This window comes from Herbaspirillum sp. alder98 (assembly GCF_020179755.1).
GTDB lineage: Bacteria > Pseudomonadota > Gammaproteobacteria > Burkholderiales > Burkholderiaceae_D > Herbaspirillum.
On record NZ_JAIUCY010000006.1, the window covers coordinates 162532 to 180431 of the forward strand.

Sequence of the window (17900 nt, forward strand, 5' to 3'; positions counted from 1 at the left end):
TCTTTGGCGGGCTCATCCTTAGTCAATACGATGACACCCTTTGCAAATCAAGGGGGACCATCGCATGCGCACTACCGACAAGAACAAGACCACACGCCACTGGATCGCCGGCGTCACGGCCGCGCTGGCCGCCACCACCCTGCTGTGGACAACACCGGCGCAGGCCGAAGGGCAACTGCGCATCGCGTATCAGTACGACGTGGGCGATATCCTGCTGCACGTGGTGCGCGACCAGAAGCTGATCGAGAAATACGCGGCCCAGGAAGGGGTGCAGGCCAATGTCGAGTGGAAGCAGCTCTCGGGCGGCGCCGCCATCAACGACGCCATCCTGTCCAACACGCTCGACGTCGCCTCGACCGGCCTGCCGCCGCTGCTCACCATCTGGGACCGTACCTATGGCAAGCAGAACATCAAGGCCATCGCCGCGCTGGGTTCGCTGCCGACTTACCTGCTGACCCGCAACCCGGACGTCAAAAAGCTGACCGACTTCAGCCCCAGGGACCGTATCGCCCTGCCCGCCACGACCATCTCGCTGCATGCCAGGTTGCTGCAGATTGCCGCGGCCCAGCAGTTTGGCAAAGACAAGTTTGCCCACTTCGACGAAATCACCGTGACCCTGCCGCACAGCGAGGCTGCGGCCGCCCTGCTGTCGGGCAAGACCGAGGTCAATTCGCACTTTGCGAGCCCGCCGTTCCAGTTCCAGGAGCTGAAGGATCCGGCGATCCGCAAGATCACCACGTCCTACGAGATCCTGGGCGGGCCGTCGACGCTCAACATCCTGTGGGCGCCCGAGCGATACCAGCGCGAAAACCCCAAGACATTTACCGCGCTGCGCCGCGCATTGGCCGAAGCGCTGGTGTTCGTGCAAAAGAACAAGGCCGAGGCCGCCGCGATCTATGTGCGACTGGAAAACTCCAGGCTGCCGGTCAGCTTCGTGCAGGAAATCATTTCGTCGCCCGACGTGCAGTACACGCTGCAACCACAGAATACCTTCAAGCTGGCTTCGTTCCTGGCCGATGTCGGCGCGATCAAGCATCGGCCTGCCAGCTGGAAGGATTACTTCTTTGATGAGGCGCAGGCGGGTGGCGGTAGCTGATTATTGAAGGGGTAAAGAAAGCGACCGCTAGTCAGGTCGCTTTTTTTTGGGGATTTCGGGCAACAACAAAGCCCTACTTGACCCTAACCAAATTGAGGACTAAATTCAGTCAACCGCATTCATCGAGGTTGCCATGTCATCCCCAACCAATATCAAGTCCATTTCATACCTGAAAAGCCATGCCGCGCAGATCTCGGAAGATCTGGAACAGAACGGCACGCCTTACGTCATCACCCAGAATGGCGAAGCAAGCATGGTGATCGAAAGCGTCAAACAGTTTCAGGAAAAAGAAGAACTGATTGCCGTGCTGAAGATTATCGCCATGGGTGAAAAGGACCGGCTGCAAGGCCGTGGCGTCAGTGCCGAAGAAGCGCGCGCGCAGCTTCGTGCGGCACGTAAGCATCGTCAATAATGGCCATCATCATCCTGCCCGATGCCCTGGCCGACCTTCACTCGCTACAAGAGTACATGCTCGGCAAATGGACAGAAACCGATTGGCTGGCAGCCGAAGACGAAATCTTTGAAAAGCTTGCCCGGGTTGATGCGGGGAGCTATCCAGGGACCGCCATAAACGAGCTCGCCATGGTCGGCAACTTTGACTACCAGTATGTCTTTACTTCGCATCACAAAGTGGTTTATCGCCGTGTCGATGAAAACATCCACGTGTATGCCGTCGCCAGCAATCGACAGGACTTCATGACCTTGTTGATGAAGCGCTTGTTGAAAAGATAGACAAGACGGAACCTCCCCCGCAGCCGCCGGTACTCATCACGGGCCAAGTCCTGTTACCCGTCCATGAGATGCCACTATGTCAATCAGCCTGCGGTTCGAACTAGATTTTCAAATGCCGACCTCCGACCTTGCAAGCGGATGGGGGAGCACATCGTCAAGCTTCAATCCTCGGCGTCAGGAAGTCGATCCCTACGACATCGGCGAATACTCCCCGTCTCAATCGAACCGCAGCGATGATCAATCCTATGCCCAGACGCCCAACGACACGCAGGCGCTGAAGGACTTCGGGTCGATGCTGATGGCGATCCTGGCGCAATTGCTGAACTGGAATTCACCATCGTCCACACCATCCGACCAGCAGGCGCCGACCTCGCCCGGCCAGGGCTATGACCGCAGCGATATCGATGGCGGTGTCGATGGTGGTTTCACGCCGCCTTCCTTCGTCGAAAAAACGCCTGTCACCGACACCGGCACCGATGACCCAGGCCAGTCGCAGCAAAATCCGGACGAGGCACAGGGTACGCCAACCAATAACAATCCGGTATCCAGCCCGCAAGGTACGCAACTGGTGTCGACCGGCACCGGCAACGGTCATTTCTTCAACGTCACCAACAATACCGATCGCGAACAGACCTTCGCCTTCTCGTCCAACAGCAGCAACACCTCGGGCTACTCGAACAAGATCGATGCCCTGATGACCTTGAAGCCGGGCGAAACCGGCACCTTCGAAGCGGGCGACGATGTGCCGGGCATTCGCATCAACACCAGCGGCCCCAATGGCGAGACCAACGGCAATGAAACCCTGTACGAAGACACGATCCAGACCAATCCGATGGGCGGCGGCATCGTGCACAACCCTGACGTGAGCAACGTCGCCGGCAAGCTCAGTTACGACGGCCGGCCGCAGCTGATCACGGTCTCCGACGGCACCCGCACCATTGGCGACGGCACCGAGACCGGCGTCTATGACTACGACATCGAGGACCAGGATCCCAACCGCGCCACCAATCCGATGAACATGGCGCTCAACCCGGCCAGCACGTATGACATCGTGTTTTCCGATGGCTGATGGCGCGCGTGCTGGAGCAGTTTGACAGGCAGCGCATTACCGGGCCGCCTTCAAGGCCCTCCTCTCCTGTTCCGTCAGGCGCGACAGCTGCGCGTTGTCGACAGTGTTGCCCAGGCCGATGACCTGCACCGGACTGGCGCGGTCTGACTTGCCGTCCGGCGTCATCGAAGTCATGCCCGCTGCCGGCGCGGCTGGTGCGCTCTCGGTGGGCTCGTTGCCAAAGCCCAGCACCCGCACCGTGAACACCGACGGCAGGTTCTGGCGCGCCGCAGCCCGGTCGCGCGAAACCGCATCCTGCGCTGCCATGGCGGCCGAACTGGCGGCGGCGCTGGCGTTGCTCAAGGCGCCGACGTTGACGCTGGCCACTACCGGCAAGCCGGTTGACTTGCCCTGCACCTGGATGTTGGCGGCATTGACCACTTGCAGCGCCGCGATGTTGACGTTGCCCGACACCCGGATGCCGGCTTCGCCCGCATCGATGGTGCCTAGCGGCGCGATCAGGTCGATGTCGCCGGCCGGCACTTCGGCAATCGGCGCCAGCGTGGCAATGCCGGCGCCGGTGCTGGGCACGTCCGACGACAGCGTGACGTTGCCCCAGCGGTCGTACACCCGCTTGGGCGGGGTATAGACCACCGTGGTCTTGGAACCGCGACCGGCGTTGATGTCGCCGGCGGCCGACCAGGCCAGCACGTCGCCGCCGAAGGTGGTCATGATGCGGCTCTGGCCCAGCAGGATGCTGCCCAGCGCATACATCTGGATGTTGCCCGCGCCCTGCGTGATCACGCCCGCACTGCCAGCCGGATTGGTGCCTTCGACGCCAAATACCTGGCGCCCGCCCGGCGTCAGCATCTGGATGTCGCCGCCGAACCGGGTATGCACGCCGGCGTCGCCGAACATGGTGATGTCGCCACCATAGCCCGACGCCACGCCCGGGAACAGGCTGGCGATCATGTTGCGGCCGCGCAGATAACTGCCGGAACGGGGGCTGTTGATGTCGTTGTACTCGCGACCACCGGCGGCCAGTTCGGCAAAATAGACGCGGCGGGCAAACACCCGTTGCTGCTCTGCCGGCAAGGCCGCATAGAACGCGCGCACCTGTTCGGTGCTGCCGGCAAAGCCGTAACGCTCGGTCAGCCAGGCGGCCAGTTCGTTCTCGTAGGTCTTGGCCACCTTGCCCGGCTGGCTGGCCAGCGATGCGCCCGCGGCCATCAGGTTGGCCGGATCGAGATAGCGCGCGATCAGGCCCACGTAGTCCGCACCGGCGCCCACGCCGGCCTGCATGACAATGCTGGCGCCGGGGCGCTGGTCGCCCGTCACCACCGGGCCGATGCTGTTGACGCCGACCTTGTTATCCATCTGGATATTGCGTCCGGCCGTGATCTCCAGCGTACCGGGGCCGGCTACGGCAAAGCTGCTGTACAGGATGTCGCGCCCGGCCGAGACGACCGAGACGTCATTCATGCCGCCATGGACGAACAGGTTATTGACGGCGGTGTACTGGTCTGGCCTCTCGAACAGGTCGGGCACGCCCAGGCGGCTGCCGCTGCTGACGATGTCGCGCCCGGCCTTCATCCAGACCGGCTGCGCCCCCTCGTACCAGCTCTGCCCGGCACGACTCTCGGTCCATGTCTGGGTAAAGGTAAGCGCCCGTCCGCTGCTGACCCCGAGCAGATCGCCATCGACCGCGTAGAAGCGCGCCGGCTGGCCATTGCTGCGTGGCTCGCCGGAAGCCGTCCCGGCGCCGAAGGCAAACAGGGGATAGACCTCGCCACTGATGACGACATGGCTACCGTCGCTATTGAGATTGGACACCGCAGCGCCGGACGCCGTGGTCCCCAAGAACGCAGGGTGCAACGGTGTGGCCATGCTGCTGCTGGCCGCAGCCGACTGGGTGACCGTGTAGCCGCCCGAGAAGATGCTGTCGCGTGCCAGGAACTCAAGCTGGCCATTGCTCGATGGCGCCAGCAGCAGGGGCGGCAACACCAGACTGTTATTGCTGGTGGTGCCGGCCAGCCCGTAATACAGGCTGCCGCTGGCGGCCACCGCGCTCAAGCGTCCCGGGTACACCACCGAGAGGTCGCTGGCGCGGCCGGACATGATGGGCGACAGGTTGCCGCCGGCCGAGAACAGGCTGATGGCCGTGTTGTTGGTCCACAGCGAGAACCAGCTGGTACCGCTGCCGGTGGGCAGCGACCGGGTCGGATCGGACGGATCAGGCACCACCGCCGCCATCGGGGTCGCATTGGCGATCGTGGTGCGTCCCGGGTCGATGGCATTGCCGATCACCTGGTCACCACGCGACGACAACGCGAAGGTGGCGTCGCCCGGCACCAGCAGCAACCCGCCGCCCAGCTCGGCACGGGTCGCCACGAAGGCGTTCAGGGCGCGTGTTTCGCCGGGGATGGCACGCGACTCGTTCAACGCGTACGACATGGTCATGCGGCCCATTTCAGCCGCCTGCACCTGCACATTGCCGCGCAGGTCGACGATGGTGCCGCCGATGCCGTCGATCACGAAGCCGTTGCTGACCGGATTGAGGGCGCCACCGATGCGCACATCGATATCGCCGCCCCCGGTCAGGCTCAGGCTGCCGTCGGCCGCGACCCGGCCAGTGCTGCCCACGGCCAATACCAGTGACTGGGTACGCCGGTTCCATTGCTGCGCGGCGAGTTGATCCACGGTCTGGCCCACGGTGCCGGCATTGCCGCCGGCCTCGATACGCAGGTTGCCGCCGCCGAGCGCACCCAGTCCGGTAAAGCCGACCACCTTGTCGGCACCCGCCGACACATAGCTGCCGAAGTTGATCCACCAGGCGCTCAACTGGTCCTGGCCGCCACCCAGCGCCGTGGCGCTGCCCTGGCGCCACAACCAGTTACCGGTCTCGGCACTGTTGAATCCGCTGTCGTCGCGATTGGGGCGTCCAACCACCGCCGATGAGGCCATCATCTGGTTGCCGATCAGGTCGCCGCCGGCCTTGACCGTCAGGTTGCCGCCATCGGTGGGATACCAGGCCCGCGCCAGGCTGTCGGCACCGCCATCGACCAGCTTCTCGAAGTAGCCGCTGACATCGCCCAGCACGGTGCCATTGCTGTTGCGGGCACGCGGCAGGTTGTAGGGGTCGCCGGCGCGGGTCGGGGTCGACGACACGCCTGCGGTGTAGACGCCATAGAGCGTGTCCATGCGCACGTCCCGGGCCGCCAGCAGGTCCATGTCGGCGGCGCCCGTGCGCACCACGCTGAAGCGGGTGCTTGACGGCACGGCCTGGTAGCTGGCCGGCCCCAATGCGATGCAATATTCCGGCATGTACAGCACGCAGACATCGTTGAGGTTGTCCATGCCCAGTTGCTCCGGATCGACCGGATCGCCCAGGTTGGCCACGATACCGGCGCTGGCCATATCATCTACCGCCAGCTGGCTCCAGCCGAAGTCCTGGTGCAACAGACCGTACACGCCGTAGTGGCTATCGGCCAGGCGCAGGCTGCCAACGACGGCGCCGGCACGGGTGATGCGGCTGTCGGCCGCCCCCCGGTCGGCCCCGGCCGTCAATCGCAGCGACCACGATTGCGAGCCTTCCGGCAACATGGCCGCCACCGCCCACAGCTTGCCCTGGCTGCCGCCGACGCGGTCGCGCAGGTCGACCGAGGTCGCGCCGCCGGCCAGCTTGATATCGGTGCCGCCCGGAATCAGCGCGCCGATGGGCAGCGTGGTGGCGCCATTCATCACGAAGTAGCCGCGCTGGCCTTCCACCCCCGCCAGCATGACGCCTTTGGGCCAGACCATGGCCGCCAGCGAGGCGTTGCCTGGCAGGCGCATGCCGGCGTCGAAGCGGGTATCGGCCGGCAGGGTGACGGTGGTGGCGATGATGCTGCCGGCGGCGTGCAGCAGGTTGCCACTGGCGTCACGCACATCGGCACTCAATACCGTACCGGCGGTCAGCGTCAGGGGCGCGGCGAGCACACTGGCCACCGGAATCACCTGGCCGGTGGAGAACATGCGCGCCTTGATCGGCAGGTCGTAGTTGAGCGTCTTGCCGGCCTCGAAGATGGTGCCGTCGTCCAGCACCACGCCGCTGCGTGGCACCACCACGTTGTCTCCGGTGAAGTTGATGCCCGGCAGCAGCAGCCAGCCATTGTCGTCCATGGTCGCCGGCGGCGGCGCGAAGCCGTCGTTGATGCTGCCGTAGACGTCAAGGTTACCCCCGGCGCGCAGGGTCAATGACCCCGCCTCGCCCGAGCCGATTACCCCGGTCATTGGCGTGTTCGGATTGACGCTGGCATAGCGATACCCGGACAGGTCCAGGTCGCCGCGCACCACCAGGTCGCCGTCGGCGGTCTTGCTGGCGATCTCCACGCCCGGACGCAGGTGAAACGCTTCCTGGTAGCTGCGCAGGCCGCCCAGTTTGCTGTTCATCAGGTTGCCATTGGCCAGCGCCGCCGTCATGAAGGCCGTGCTTTGCACGTGCTTGTCATTGAGATAAGCCTGGGTGATCTCTTGATACGGGCGCGTCACCAGCGGGTCGGTGCCGTCGGGGGCATCGATATAGCGCCACATGGCGTTGACCGCGATCGAACGCGCGCCGACGATGTCGAGATTGCCGCCGGCATCGATACGGATGTCGCCGCTGGTCTCACCGGTACGGAAGGCATTGAGCGTCAGCGTGCCGCGGGCTGCCCCATCATTGCCGCTGGTCACCGCAGTGCCATGACGCAGGTCGATGCGCGCGCCCGAGGCCAGCGTCAACTGCCCGCTTTCGCCCGCACCCAGTTCGATGATGGCGCGGTTGGGGCTATCGATGATCTTGCCGTAGCTGTCCACCCGCAGGCCGCTGCCGTGGGCGTCGAGCACCGCGCTGCCGGCGATGGTGAGGTTGCCATTGGCCGCCAGGCGGATCGTGCCGACCCGCTCGCCGCTGGCATCGATGGTGCCGGTCACGCTCAGGTTGCCGTTGTCGAGCGACACGTTGACCTCGCTGGCCTTGACGCCGCTGCCGATGGTGAGATCGCCTTGCGTGAGCTGGAAGCTGCGCGCCCCCACCACCCCGCCGGTATTCAGGCGCTGGTTCAATGCGGCGAACTGCTCGTCCAGCGACCCGCTATCGCCCAATTTGCGGGCCCGCACATCAATGGAGCCGGCCAGGTACGGCGCCAGCGAACCGCCCGCTTCATAGTGACCGCTGGCGGCCCCCAGGATGCTACCTTGCAGGTCCACCACGCCGGCGCTACCGGACAGCGCGGTCACTTTAAGCGTGCCACCACGATTGTTCTGCGCCGACAGATCGATCACCGAAGCGGCATTCTGGCGCACATTACCGCCGCTGCTTTCCAGCAGCACGTCGCCGCCCCAGCTGTACTTGTCGACATCGAAGAAGCTGATCTTGCGGCCGGCCATGTCGAGCGTGGCGTGCTGGTCCAGCCGCAGGTCGCGTTCGGCGGTGATGCTCAGTTTGCCGCTAGGCAGCGCCACGGTGGAGTCGATCACCACCTCACGCCCGGACAGGCTCAGTTCTGCGCCCAGCGCAATGCTGTTGTCGCCGGCCTTGGCCGCGCCGCTGGCCGGTGTGCTCAGGGTCAGCGTGCCGCCTGCGGTGAGCCGGTTGACCGAACCTGCCGCACCCGTCACCAATGGCGCCGTGATGTTGAGGTTGCCGCCGCTGTACTGGTAACCGGTGGCGCTGTCATAGGCGCCCTGGCTTTGATAGACCGCCAGGCTGCCTTTATGGTTAGCGGTGACGCGATCGCTGGCGGCCAGGTTCACGTTGGCAAAGCCCAGCGCCAGGCGACCGACCTGGGTCAGGCTGCTGGGTTGGGTAAAGGGCGCATAGCCGAACTCGATGCGCTCGGCGCGCAGGTCCAGCGTGCCGCTGCCGGTGCCCGCCCCTTGCGCCACCACGTTGCCAGCCGCGCTGGTGCCGCCGTTCCAGATGAGATTGCCGGTCTGGATGGTGGCGACGTCGCCCGCATTGCCGTAACCGTAGATGGCCGGGGTGTTGAGCACCAGGTTGGCCAGTGACGACTTGCCGGTGCTTGCATCGAGCGTGCTGAGACTGGTCGTACCGTAGAAATTGAAGGAATCGCGCGCGCTCAGGATCAGCGTTTCCAGCGCCGGTGCGCCGTAGCGGGTATCCCCCGCCAGCAGGCGATTGAGCACGTCCTGATTCAGGGAGAATCCGAACGGCAAGGCATTGCGTGCGGCGGCATCGGCCAGCGCCTGCGGCGTGCCGGCGTTGACGCTGGAGACCGCCAGCGTCAGGTTGCGAGTGCCATAGCGCACCGCATCATCCATCTGGAAATTGCTGCTGGTGACGGCCGCAATGGAGCCTTCCGAATACAGTTCGGTCGCGCCCATGCAAGGCACCAGCGTGCAGCCGCCGATGCTGATGCCGTTGTTGCCCGGTGGCTCGGTGGACGCGAGCGCCGGGATGAAATTGAGCAAGCCGTTGGACACCGCCAGCACGTCGCCACGGGCGGTGTAGACAAAGCCGTCGCGGGCATCATAGGCCACCTTGCCACGGCCGATGGTATTGATCGAAGCGCCTTGCTCGACCACGATACGGTGGCCACTGTAAGCATCGGAAGTGACCAGCATGACTTGCGGTGCGCGCAGCGTGGCGCCCGAGCGCAGCGTGATCAGGCCGGTGTCGCCGGTAAAGAAATCGATGACGGAACCGGCCTGCCCGTACGTCACTACCGGCGCCGAACCGATGTTCATGCTGCCTGGTTTCAGCTTGTTGAGGGTCTCGTCGCGCAACGTCACGCCGACGAAGCCGGCCGTCGCGCCGGCGCCGGGGCCGACGATCTCCAGCGCCTTGTCCTGGAAAGGCAGGGCCTGCGTCATGACCACCAGGCTACCGTCATAACCCGACCTGGCGGCGCTGAAATCAGCCGTGCCGTCGAACTGGAAGGCATCGCCCCCGCCGCCGGTACGCAAGGTCAGGCGCAGCGCCTTGCCGTCATCGGGCGTCATCGCCCGCGGGATGCCGCGCCGCACCGCATCGGCCATGACGAACTGCGCGAAGTTCATTTCGTTGTACTGCGAATAGCTGCGCAGCGTCTTGCCCGACGTGACGATGGCCTGGCGGAACAGGGTGTCGGCGATGCCGGTGCCGGCAATGCTCAGCTGCGCCGCGACGCTGGTGGAGCCGTTGCGCATGCCTGAACTGGCGAAGGCCGCGCCCAGCCCGGCTGAGCCGTTCAGTTCGACCCGGAACGCTCCCGGCAACAGGGCATAGGTGGACGGCATCAATGTATAGGTGCCGGCCGCCAGGCCCGGCACGCCGGCGCCGATGGTAATCTGCTGGCCGATCAGCGGATCGACTGCGCCGCCCGGCGACACGCCCGGCGCCTGCGCTGCCTGCACGCCCGGGACGATGGCGTAGATCGGATTGTTGAGCAGACCCGGCAACACGAAACGTCCGGACGTCCCCACCTGCATCAGCGGCGAAGTCCGCGCATCGGTGGAGCCGCCGCGACCGCTGATGAAGCCGGCGCCGGTCAACTCGCCACCGCCCGTCATGTCCATCACCGCGCCGGCCCGGACATCGATGAACGTGCCGGTCAGCGACACGCCCTGGCTCAGGCGCGTGTTGTTGGTCGAACGGACGCCGCCGATGCCGCTCAGCACCACGTTGGCACCGTCATAGGTATAGCTGATGCCATCGACCGTTCCACCATAAGGCATGACCAGGCCGGCTGCGCTGACCGAGGTCAGGCTACCGGGCAGCAGGTTGATGCGGGTGGTGAAGCCGTTGCTGGCGCCGCCCAGCGCGATCGCGCCCAACGGTGCGCGCAGGATGCCGCCCTGCTCGATGGTGGCCGCACCCAGTTGCAACGCGCCGAAGACCGAGTACGGCAAGGCCGGCAGTTCGGTGCCATTGCGTTCAATCCGGATGAAGCTGTCCGGCTTGTAGAGCGCCGCGTCGCTGCCGGCTTCCTTGCCGCCGCCCAGGCCCGCCTGCACGCTGGCCATCGCATTGGTCGCCGGGTAGATCTGCGCTGCGCGCAGGATGATGTCGCCCTGGGTCGTGACCACGGTCGAGTACTGGTCAATGCCGGCGCTGGCATTGACCGACGCCAGGAAGCGCAGATCGCCACTGCTGTCGAAGGTGGTGCTGGAGAAGTCCAGGGACACGCCATCACGGATGTCGACCAGGCTGCCATCGATAGTGAGACTGGCCGGCAGCGGGCGTACCACCGTCGGCACGCCACGCGGCGTGACCATGGTGTCGGGCGTCGGCGTGGGGAAATTGCCGACCCCCGCCAGGCGCACGTAGGGCGCGGACAGGTTGACATGGCTGGCGCCGTGCAGCGCATCGATCTGCGTCAGGTCGCTCGAATACAGTTGCAGGCTCTGGCGCATATTCAAGTCGATGTTGCCATCGAAGAAAAGGCCGCCGCGAGCGAACAGGGTCAGTTGCCCGAAGCCGCCTGCCTGCACTTGATCCACGCCCAGTCGCGCGTGACCGTAGGCCATCTGTGCGGTGCCATCGATATCGCTCAAGCCGGCCGTCAACGCCGACGGCAGCGCTTGCTGCCCGATGATGAATTGGCGGCCTGCCAGCACCGCCGGCTTGGCCCCGCGCATATAGCTGGGCAGGTCCAGCGCCACCGACAGGCTACCGCCGGCCGCGCCCGAGGCGCCTGCGGCAGCACGCATGACGCCATCCAGGTACAGGCCGTCACCGGCGGCCAGCGCAATGCTGCCGCCGTTGCCGGCAATCACGGTCTTGCCCATGCCGTCGATATCGACGCTAGCCTGGCTGCCGGAGGCATCCAGCAGCGCCCCTTCGCGAATCGCCACGAACACGTGCAGGTTGCGCGTCGACACCAGCCCGGTGCGGGGATCGACGGTGCCGCCGATGACGATGCTGCCGCCCGCGCCCGCCGTGCCATAGGTACGACCACGCGCATCGGTGGCCGTCATTGCCCGCGCCGCCACGTCGAGCACCGCGCCTTCGCCGACCCACAGCGAATGGCGGTCAGCGTTGAGATAGGCCGCGCCCAGGGTCGGATCGAGTTCGGACAGGGCCAGTTGGCCCAGCGTGATGTTGCCGCCCCAGGCGTTCAGCCGGACGCCGCGATCCACCGTGACCTGGCCGATGCCGTAGAGCGAAATGGACTGCCCCGGGTCGACGTTGATGCCGGCGTCGCGCCCCACCCGCAATACCGACGTATTGAGCCGCGCGGCGGCCGCCGTGGCGACGGTCGACCCGGCCTGCAGCGACAGGCTGGCGCCGCGACGCTGGGTCAGGCGGCCCTTGACCGGATCTTCCTGAACCAGCGGCGGCGTCCACACCTCCAACGCATCGGCGAGTGGACTGCCGGTCGGCTGTTCACCCGCCTCGACGGCGGCGCGCAGCACCGGCATGCTCACGTTGACCTGCGCGCCATCGGCCACGGTGACGCCATCCAGCCCGGTCAGTGCATAACTTGCGAAACCCTTGTTGAAGGAATCCGCCGCCAGTTGCAGCGTGCCAGCCGGCGCCGCTGCGCCACCGATCTGGATGCGGCCGGTCTCGATGCTCAGGGTGCCGCCGCCACTGACGCCATGGCCGCGCACCTCACCGCCCAGCGTCATCTGCCCGGTGGACGTCAAACCCGTATCGTTTTGCAGCCGCACATTACCGCCGCGACCGCCGTTGATCTCGCCACTGGCCAGCATCGCGGCACCCGACGACACGTCGATCAGGCTGCCGGCGCCCAGCACCACATCGCGCGAACTGCGGATCGAGACCGTCCCGCCGTTGAGCGCCGGCAGGCCGCTGCTGTCGCCCGGATTGTTCTTCAGGTTGCTCCACTGGCCGGAGGCATCCAGCTTCACGCCGGCCGCGACCGTCACTGCCGCATTGCCTGCCGTGATCATGCTGTCTTCATAGCGGTTGTTGCTGCTGTTCTGCAGCAGCACGTTACCCAGGTTCATCGTGCCACCATGGGCCGTCACGTCGGCATTGACGTTGACTGTCGACGCATACAGCGTCAGCGCCCCGCCATTGGCCAGGGTCACGGCGCTATCGACAGTAATGCCGCCCTTGGCGCCGATGATCAAGCCACCCAGACCGGCCGCATTGATCCGGTCGCTATCGATCACGATGTTGCCGATCCGGTCTGCCGGCAAAGCATTGCCCAGGCTGAGCGAATCGGCAATCGCCGCTACCTGCGCCGCCAGCGTCACGCTGTTGGTGGTGGGCGTAAGACCGTAGCGCAGGATGCCCGCCGTGCTGTCATAGCGCGGCACATATTGGCCGATGACCAATTGCCCGCGACGCGCTGCCGCCGTCTGCGACTGGTAGTAACCGTCCAGCCCGGCCTGCGCCGCCTGCGTCTGGCGCGGACCTTGATAGACGTCACTGGTCAACGTCCCTTCCAGCACCGCCGACTCGGTCGCGATCACCAGGCGACCAGCGTCACGCCCCACGGTGTAGCCATCCTCCAATCGGCGTTGTGGCGCGATCAGCGGGTTGTAATAGTATTCCGTGGTGTTGGCGCCCCAACGTGAGTGCGCCACTTCGAAACCCTTGTACATGCCGTTGTACAGCAGGTCGCCCGGCGCGCTGGACAGTTCGTACAGGCGACCGTCGGCGCCCTTCATCCAGCTCTGCTTGACATACCCAGTCTGCACATTGAGCGTGCCGCCTGACAGGTTGATGGTCGACCCCGCCTGAGTCACCACCTCCTTGCCCGCAAAGTTCACCGTGCCGCCCAGCGCCATCCATTCGCCCACGCCATGGCCGCCGGTGGCCAGGTAACCGCTCACTTCCAGCAGGCCGCCCGCGGTGTACCAGCGGTCGGTCGCATAACCGTTGGTGCCGGCCGGTACCAGCACCAGCGAACGACGGTCGACCCAGACGTTGCTGTTGTTGAGCAGGCCGCCATCGCGGTTGCCGGCCGCGTCGCGCAATTCGTTGCCCTGCACGTTGACCAGGATGTTGTTGCTGTCCATCGCCAGGCTGACGCCCACCGCACCCGCCACATCCAGCACCGCGCCACTGCCCACCAGGCTGCGCTGCCTGGCCGACACCGCAATCTGGCCGCCGGTGGCCAGCGTGCTCGAGCCGTTCTTGAATTCGACCGTGTTGCCGCTGACGATCTCGATGCGCGACAGGTCGCCGCGATCGGTGACATTGCTCAGGTTGTCGAATACGCCGACGATGTTGTTGGGCGTCTTGACGCCGTCCAGGTTCTTCAGCGCCGCGTCGCGCTGGCTGTCGAGCGCCGTCGCCGCGCTCTGGTCGAGCAGCACCGCCGTGCTGCTGCCCTCGGCCAGCGTCACGCTGCCGCTGGTATCGCTGGCGCGATTCAGAAGATGGATGGTGCCGCGCGTAGCCACCGATGTCGTGCTCACCGCCACACCGGCCTGCACCACTTCGTGACCGGTCAGCGTGATGTCGCCGGTGCTGGCCGTGATCAGGCCGGTGTTGATGGCGCGCCCGTTGCCCTGGGTCGAGACCTCGTTGCCACGTGTGGTCGAGGTGGTATTGCCGTCGGTGCTGACGCCGCGACGGATGGTAAAACTGTCGCCCGCCGCCAGCGTGGTCTGGCCACCGGCAGTATTGATCTGCCCGGCATTGCTGACATCGCGGCCCATCAGCAGCACATAACCGCCGCCTTGCGTGGCCGACGCCGGGGCCGCTGTCGCGATCTGTGCACCGGCCTGCACTTCGATCCGGCCCTGCGCATTGGTAAAGCTGGGCTGGCTGCCGGTGTTGTCGACATACAGGCCATTGCTGCGGAACTGGGCATCGCTGATGTTGGCCGCCGATACCACCAGGTTGCGGGTATTGACCTGGCTGCTGCCGCTGAAGATGACCCCGTTGCGGTTGACGATCATGACCGTGCCGTCGCCCTTGATCTGGCCCTGGATCTGGCTCGGCCGCGCCAGCGGATCATTGACCCGGTTCAGCACCGCCCAGCTGGCCTGCTGGGCAAAGTTGACGAGGGTGTTCTGGCCGACGTTGAAGGTTTCCCAGTTCAGGATGGCCTTGTCGGCGGTCTGCTGGATATTAACTGTGGTCTTGCCGTTGGCCGTGGTCTGCGTCGGGGCGTTGGCATTGAGCCAGCCCTGCGTGAGGCTATTGGTATCGACCTTCAGGCCGCCCTCGCCCAGTCCGTCCGGCACGCTGCCGCCATTAGCCAATGCCGCTTGCCGGGCCGCTGCCTGCGCCGCCTGGCTGGCCGCGATGCCGCGTGCCAGCAGGGTCAGGTTATTGAGTGACGTCTGCAGTTGCGCATTGGCCTGCTGTTGCTGCTGGGCCGGGTTGGTCAGGGCCGAAGCCGGCGTGCCGTTGGGCAGGTAGCCGGTGCTGGCCGCACTGCTCTGCACCACGCCCTTGTTGGCGAACCAGGCCGGGCTGAAGGCCTTTTGCGCATGCGCGGTGCCAGCGGTCGCCAATAACAAGGCGACGGCATGTGCGATGGGTGCGCGCTTGAACTGTGCACGTTTGAAGAACGAAGAGGGACTGGCAGTTTGCATGTTGTTCCACCCGATATTGGTCTATGCGGCAAAGGCGCGATGGGGTCCTCCATGCGCACCCATTTCATGAGTGACCGGATGCTTTTTCAGCATTCCGATTCCGACATGCCAAGACGAATGGCCTAACAGGAAACCGCAGAAAAAATCTCGGGAACAGGAAAAAAACAGCAAAAAAATCGTGACCTCAGGTCAGCAGGAAAATCCCCGCCGGCAAGGTACGCGCCTGCAGGTTGAAGGTCTTCTGCAACTGCACCAGCGCCAGGTCCAGCGAGGCGATGTGAAAGCTGCCGCTCACCGGTCGCTCGCGCACCTCGTCATTGAGCAGCACCACACTGCCCGGACGATATCGATTGATCTCGGCAATGACGGTGCGCAGCGGCGTGCGATCGAACTTCAGTTCACCATGGCGCCAGGCCGATACGGCCTGGACATCGGCGGCGCCGATGCCGCTGATGTGTTGCTCGTCATAGATCGTCTGCTGCCCCGCCGACAACGACCTTTGTCCGGCCGGATGCCGCACCAGCACGGTACCGCCGACGCAACTGACGCAGACCTTGTTATCGGCCAGGCGCACCTCGAAACTGCCGGCCTGGGTCGAACTGCTGCCGACCCCGGCGTTGACGCTGAAGAGCGCGCGCGCGTCAGCGATATCGATGGCGGCCTCGCCCTTGATCAGGTCGATGCCATGCACCCGCTCGCCGTCGCGCAACTGGCGCACGCTGGTCTGGGTGTTGAGCGTCAGGTTCACGCCCCCCAGCGCCATCGAACGTTGCTCGCCGGTGGCCGTGCTGTCGGTGGCGACACTGACCCAACTGCCCGCCGTGGGCCACAGCGCCGCGCCGACCACCGCCACGCCGGTGCCGGCCAGCGCCGTCTTCAACCAGCGGCGGCGGCCCGGACCTGCAGCAGCGGCACGGGGCAAGGTGGCGTGCTGCTGGTGCAAGGCCGCGGCGGCATTGATGTGCTGCCATTCGCGACGCGCGGCGGAAAACGCGGCCTGGTGCGCGCGACTGGCATGTACCCAGTGCTGGAAGCCGTCGAGATCGATCTTCCTGGCGTTGCCCGAATGCAGCAGGCGCAGCCACACCCACGCCTCTTGATCGAGCGTGGACGTTGCTGCATCCGTTTTTTCTGTCGCGTTGTTCATTGACGTTGCCAGCCAGCCTTCGATGCCCGGCCGCACGGGCCAGGGCAAACTTGTTTGCATTCCTGTGACCAAGACGAACCAGCCCGCAGGAAACCGCATTCATTTACCGTTCTTTACTTCTCTTCTCGATCAGGGTGTCCTGCGCCTTCTTCAGGTCAGACTCGACGGTGCGCAGCGAAATGTCCAGCCTCGCCGCAATCTCCTTCTGGGTCAGGCCATCCACATGCACCATCAGGATCACCGAGCGTTGCCGCCTGGGCAACAGGTCGATATGGCGCAGCAGCTCGGCCACCGCGGCCCGCGCCTGCACCACGTCTTCGGTGGCCGGCGCCGGGTCGGCCAGTTCCATGGCGGCATTGACTTCGTCGAGCGAGACGCTGCGTGACTGGCGACGCTGGATATCGATGGCGATGTTGACCCCGATCCTGAGGATGTAGCCACCCGGATTCTGGATCACGTCCTGTTCCGGCTTGACCTGCAGCCGCAACCAGGTGTCCTGCAGGGCATCGCTGGCCAGTTCGGGATTGCCGACGATGCGCCCCAGCCGCGACTTGATGCTGCCGTAGTGCTTGACCAGATAGTCGACCAGGCCGGTAGCGAGGTTTTCGCTCATGGCGCAGCACCCTCGGTGCGATCGCATTGACCGCCGGCCTGGGCCTCATCCGTCACGATCAGCAGGGTCACCGGCTGCGGCATCGACGATGGCGGCAGGATGTTCAGTTGCAGCGCTTGCAATGTGGCCAACATGGTCCGATCCCTGGTTTCCTGCCCGCTCGATGTCAGCAATCGCGGCGCGCGCAAGCGGCCGGCATCATCGATGCGAAATCGCAGCAGCACCCGATATGCCCCCGGTGCACTGGCCTGGTGGCCGCACAGGGCCGACCAGATTCTTGCCTGCAGCCAGTTGATGTAGGCTGCCGTTGCTGCTACCGGTTGCGGCCCGGGCGCGTTCTTCAAGACGAATCCGCGTGCGCTGCCGGATTGAAACTCTTCCACCTGTAAGCCGGTGCCTGACAGCATCAGTTGCAACGCGCGCGCTGCGCTATAGCGCCCGCGCACCGGGTTCGATATGCGATCGGCCACCATTTCGCTGCGATACAGGGCCGGGTAGCGGGTCAGCGCCGCGTAGTCCTGCAGCGCCAGCCCCAATGGCCGGGCCGCAATGTCGAACAGGAAGGTCTCGGCCACCGCATCCGGGCGCGTGGTCACGGCCGGATCAGCCGCTTCGGCGCGACACGCCAGGCAGGCGTACAAGAGCATAAAAGCGGCCAGAGGCGCGCGGCATTTCATGGTCGACCCGGCTGTCGTGGCGGCGCGATGGCGCAAACCCTGCGTGAACTGGAAACGCGCAACATACCGGGCGCAAATGACGCAGCGATGACATCGCCGCG

At 65.3% G+C, this 17900-nt stretch carries 8 protein-coding genes; 4 read left to right on the top strand and 4 right to left on the bottom strand.

Annotation, left to right across the window (positions count from 1 at the left end; genetic code table 11):
• The first annotated feature begins 64 nt into the window (after nucleotides 1-64).
• The 4 genes from LBW87_RS15700 to LBW87_RS15715 all read left to right on the top strand — a co-directional run bounded on the left by LBW87_RS15700 (nucleotide 65) and on the right by LBW87_RS15715 (nucleotide 2897).
• On the top strand, nucleotides 65-1096 hold the full coding sequence (locus tag LBW87_RS15700) for an ABC transporter substrate-binding protein (protein WP_225202426.1): 1032 nt from the start codon (nucleotides 65-67) through the stop codon (nucleotides 1094-1096).
• Nucleotides 1097-1229: 133 nt separating this feature from the next.
• Nucleotides 1230-1508, top strand: coding sequence for a type II toxin-antitoxin system Phd/YefM family antitoxin (locus LBW87_RS15705; protein ID WP_225202427.1), 279 nt, complete (start codon nucleotides 1230-1232; stop codon nucleotides 1506-1508).
• A complete protein-coding gene (locus LBW87_RS15710; protein WP_225202428.1) occupies nucleotides 1508-1828 on the top strand; it encodes a type II toxin-antitoxin system RelE/ParE family toxin in 321 nt (106 codons plus the stop codon). Before LBW87_RS15705 ends, LBW87_RS15710 begins: the two co-directional genes overlap by 1 nt.
• A 112-nt stretch (nucleotides 1829-1940) precedes the next feature.
• Nucleotides 1941-2897, top strand: coding sequence for a hypothetical protein (locus tag LBW87_RS15715; protein WP_225202429.1), 957 nt, complete (start codon nucleotides 1941-1943; stop codon nucleotides 2895-2897).
• Nucleotides 2898-2933: 36 nt separating this feature from the next.
• Here LBW87_RS15715 and LBW87_RS15720 read toward each other — a convergent pair whose 3' ends face one another.
• The 4 genes from LBW87_RS15720 to LBW87_RS15735 all read right to left on the bottom strand — a co-directional run bounded on the left by LBW87_RS15720 (nucleotide 2934) and on the right by LBW87_RS15735 (nucleotide 17769).
• The gene (locus tag LBW87_RS15720) at nucleotides 2934-15362 is read right to left on the bottom strand and encodes a filamentous hemagglutinin family protein (protein WP_225202430.1); all 12429 of its coding nucleotides are present in this window, start codon (nucleotides 15360-15362) and stop codon (nucleotides 2934-2936) included.
• 184 nt (nucleotides 15363-15546) lie between these two features.
• Complete coding sequence (locus LBW87_RS15725; protein WP_225202431.1) at nucleotides 15547-16509, bottom strand: FecR family protein; 963 nt, start codon at nucleotides 16507-16509, stop codon at nucleotides 15547-15549.
• Nucleotides 16510-16612: 103 nt separating this feature from the next.
• Nucleotides 16613-17122 (bottom strand): RNA polymerase sigma factor, encoded by a 510-nt coding sequence (locus tag LBW87_RS15730; RefSeq protein ID WP_225202432.1) that lies wholly within the window; start codon nucleotides 17120-17122, stop codon nucleotides 16613-16615.
• Nucleotides 17119-17769 (bottom strand): hypothetical protein, encoded by a 651-nt coding sequence (locus LBW87_RS15735; protein WP_225202433.1) that lies wholly within the window; start codon nucleotides 17767-17769, stop codon nucleotides 17119-17121. The genes LBW87_RS15730 and LBW87_RS15735 overlap by 4 nt, the downstream gene beginning before the upstream one ends.
• Between the last annotated feature and the right edge of the window lie 131 nt (nucleotides 17770-17900).

Excerpts from the sequence above, each read along its gene's own strand:
- LBW87_RS15700 (WP_225202426.1), top strand. The coding sequence starts at position 65 with ATGCGCACTACCGACAAGAACAAGACCACACGCCACTGGATCGCCGGC.
- LBW87_RS15705 (WP_225202427.1), top strand. The coding sequence starts at position 1,230 with ATGTCATCCCCAACCAATATCAAGTCCATTTCATACCTGAAAAGCCAT.
- LBW87_RS15710 (WP_225202428.1), top strand. The coding sequence starts at position 1,508 with ATGGCCATCATCATCCTGCCCGATGCCCTGGCCGACCTTCACTCGCTA.
- LBW87_RS15715 (WP_225202429.1), top strand. The coding sequence starts at position 1,941 with ATGCCGACCTCCGACCTTGCAAGCGGATGGGGGAGCACATCGTCAAGC.
- LBW87_RS15720 (WP_225202430.1), bottom strand. The coding sequence starts at position 15,362 with ATGCAAACTGCCAGTCCCTCTTCGTTCTTCAAACGTGCACAGTTCAAG.
- LBW87_RS15725 (WP_225202431.1), bottom strand. The coding sequence starts at position 16,509 with ATGAACAACGCGACAGAAAAAACGGATGCAGCAACGTCCACGCTCGAT.
- LBW87_RS15730 (WP_225202432.1), bottom strand. The coding sequence starts at position 17,122 with ATGAGCGAAAACCTCGCTACCGGCCTGGTCGACTATCTGGTCAAGCAC.
- LBW87_RS15735 (WP_225202433.1), bottom strand. The coding sequence starts at position 17,769 with ATGCTCTTGTACGCCTGCCTGGCGTGTCGCGCCGAAGCGGCTGATCCG.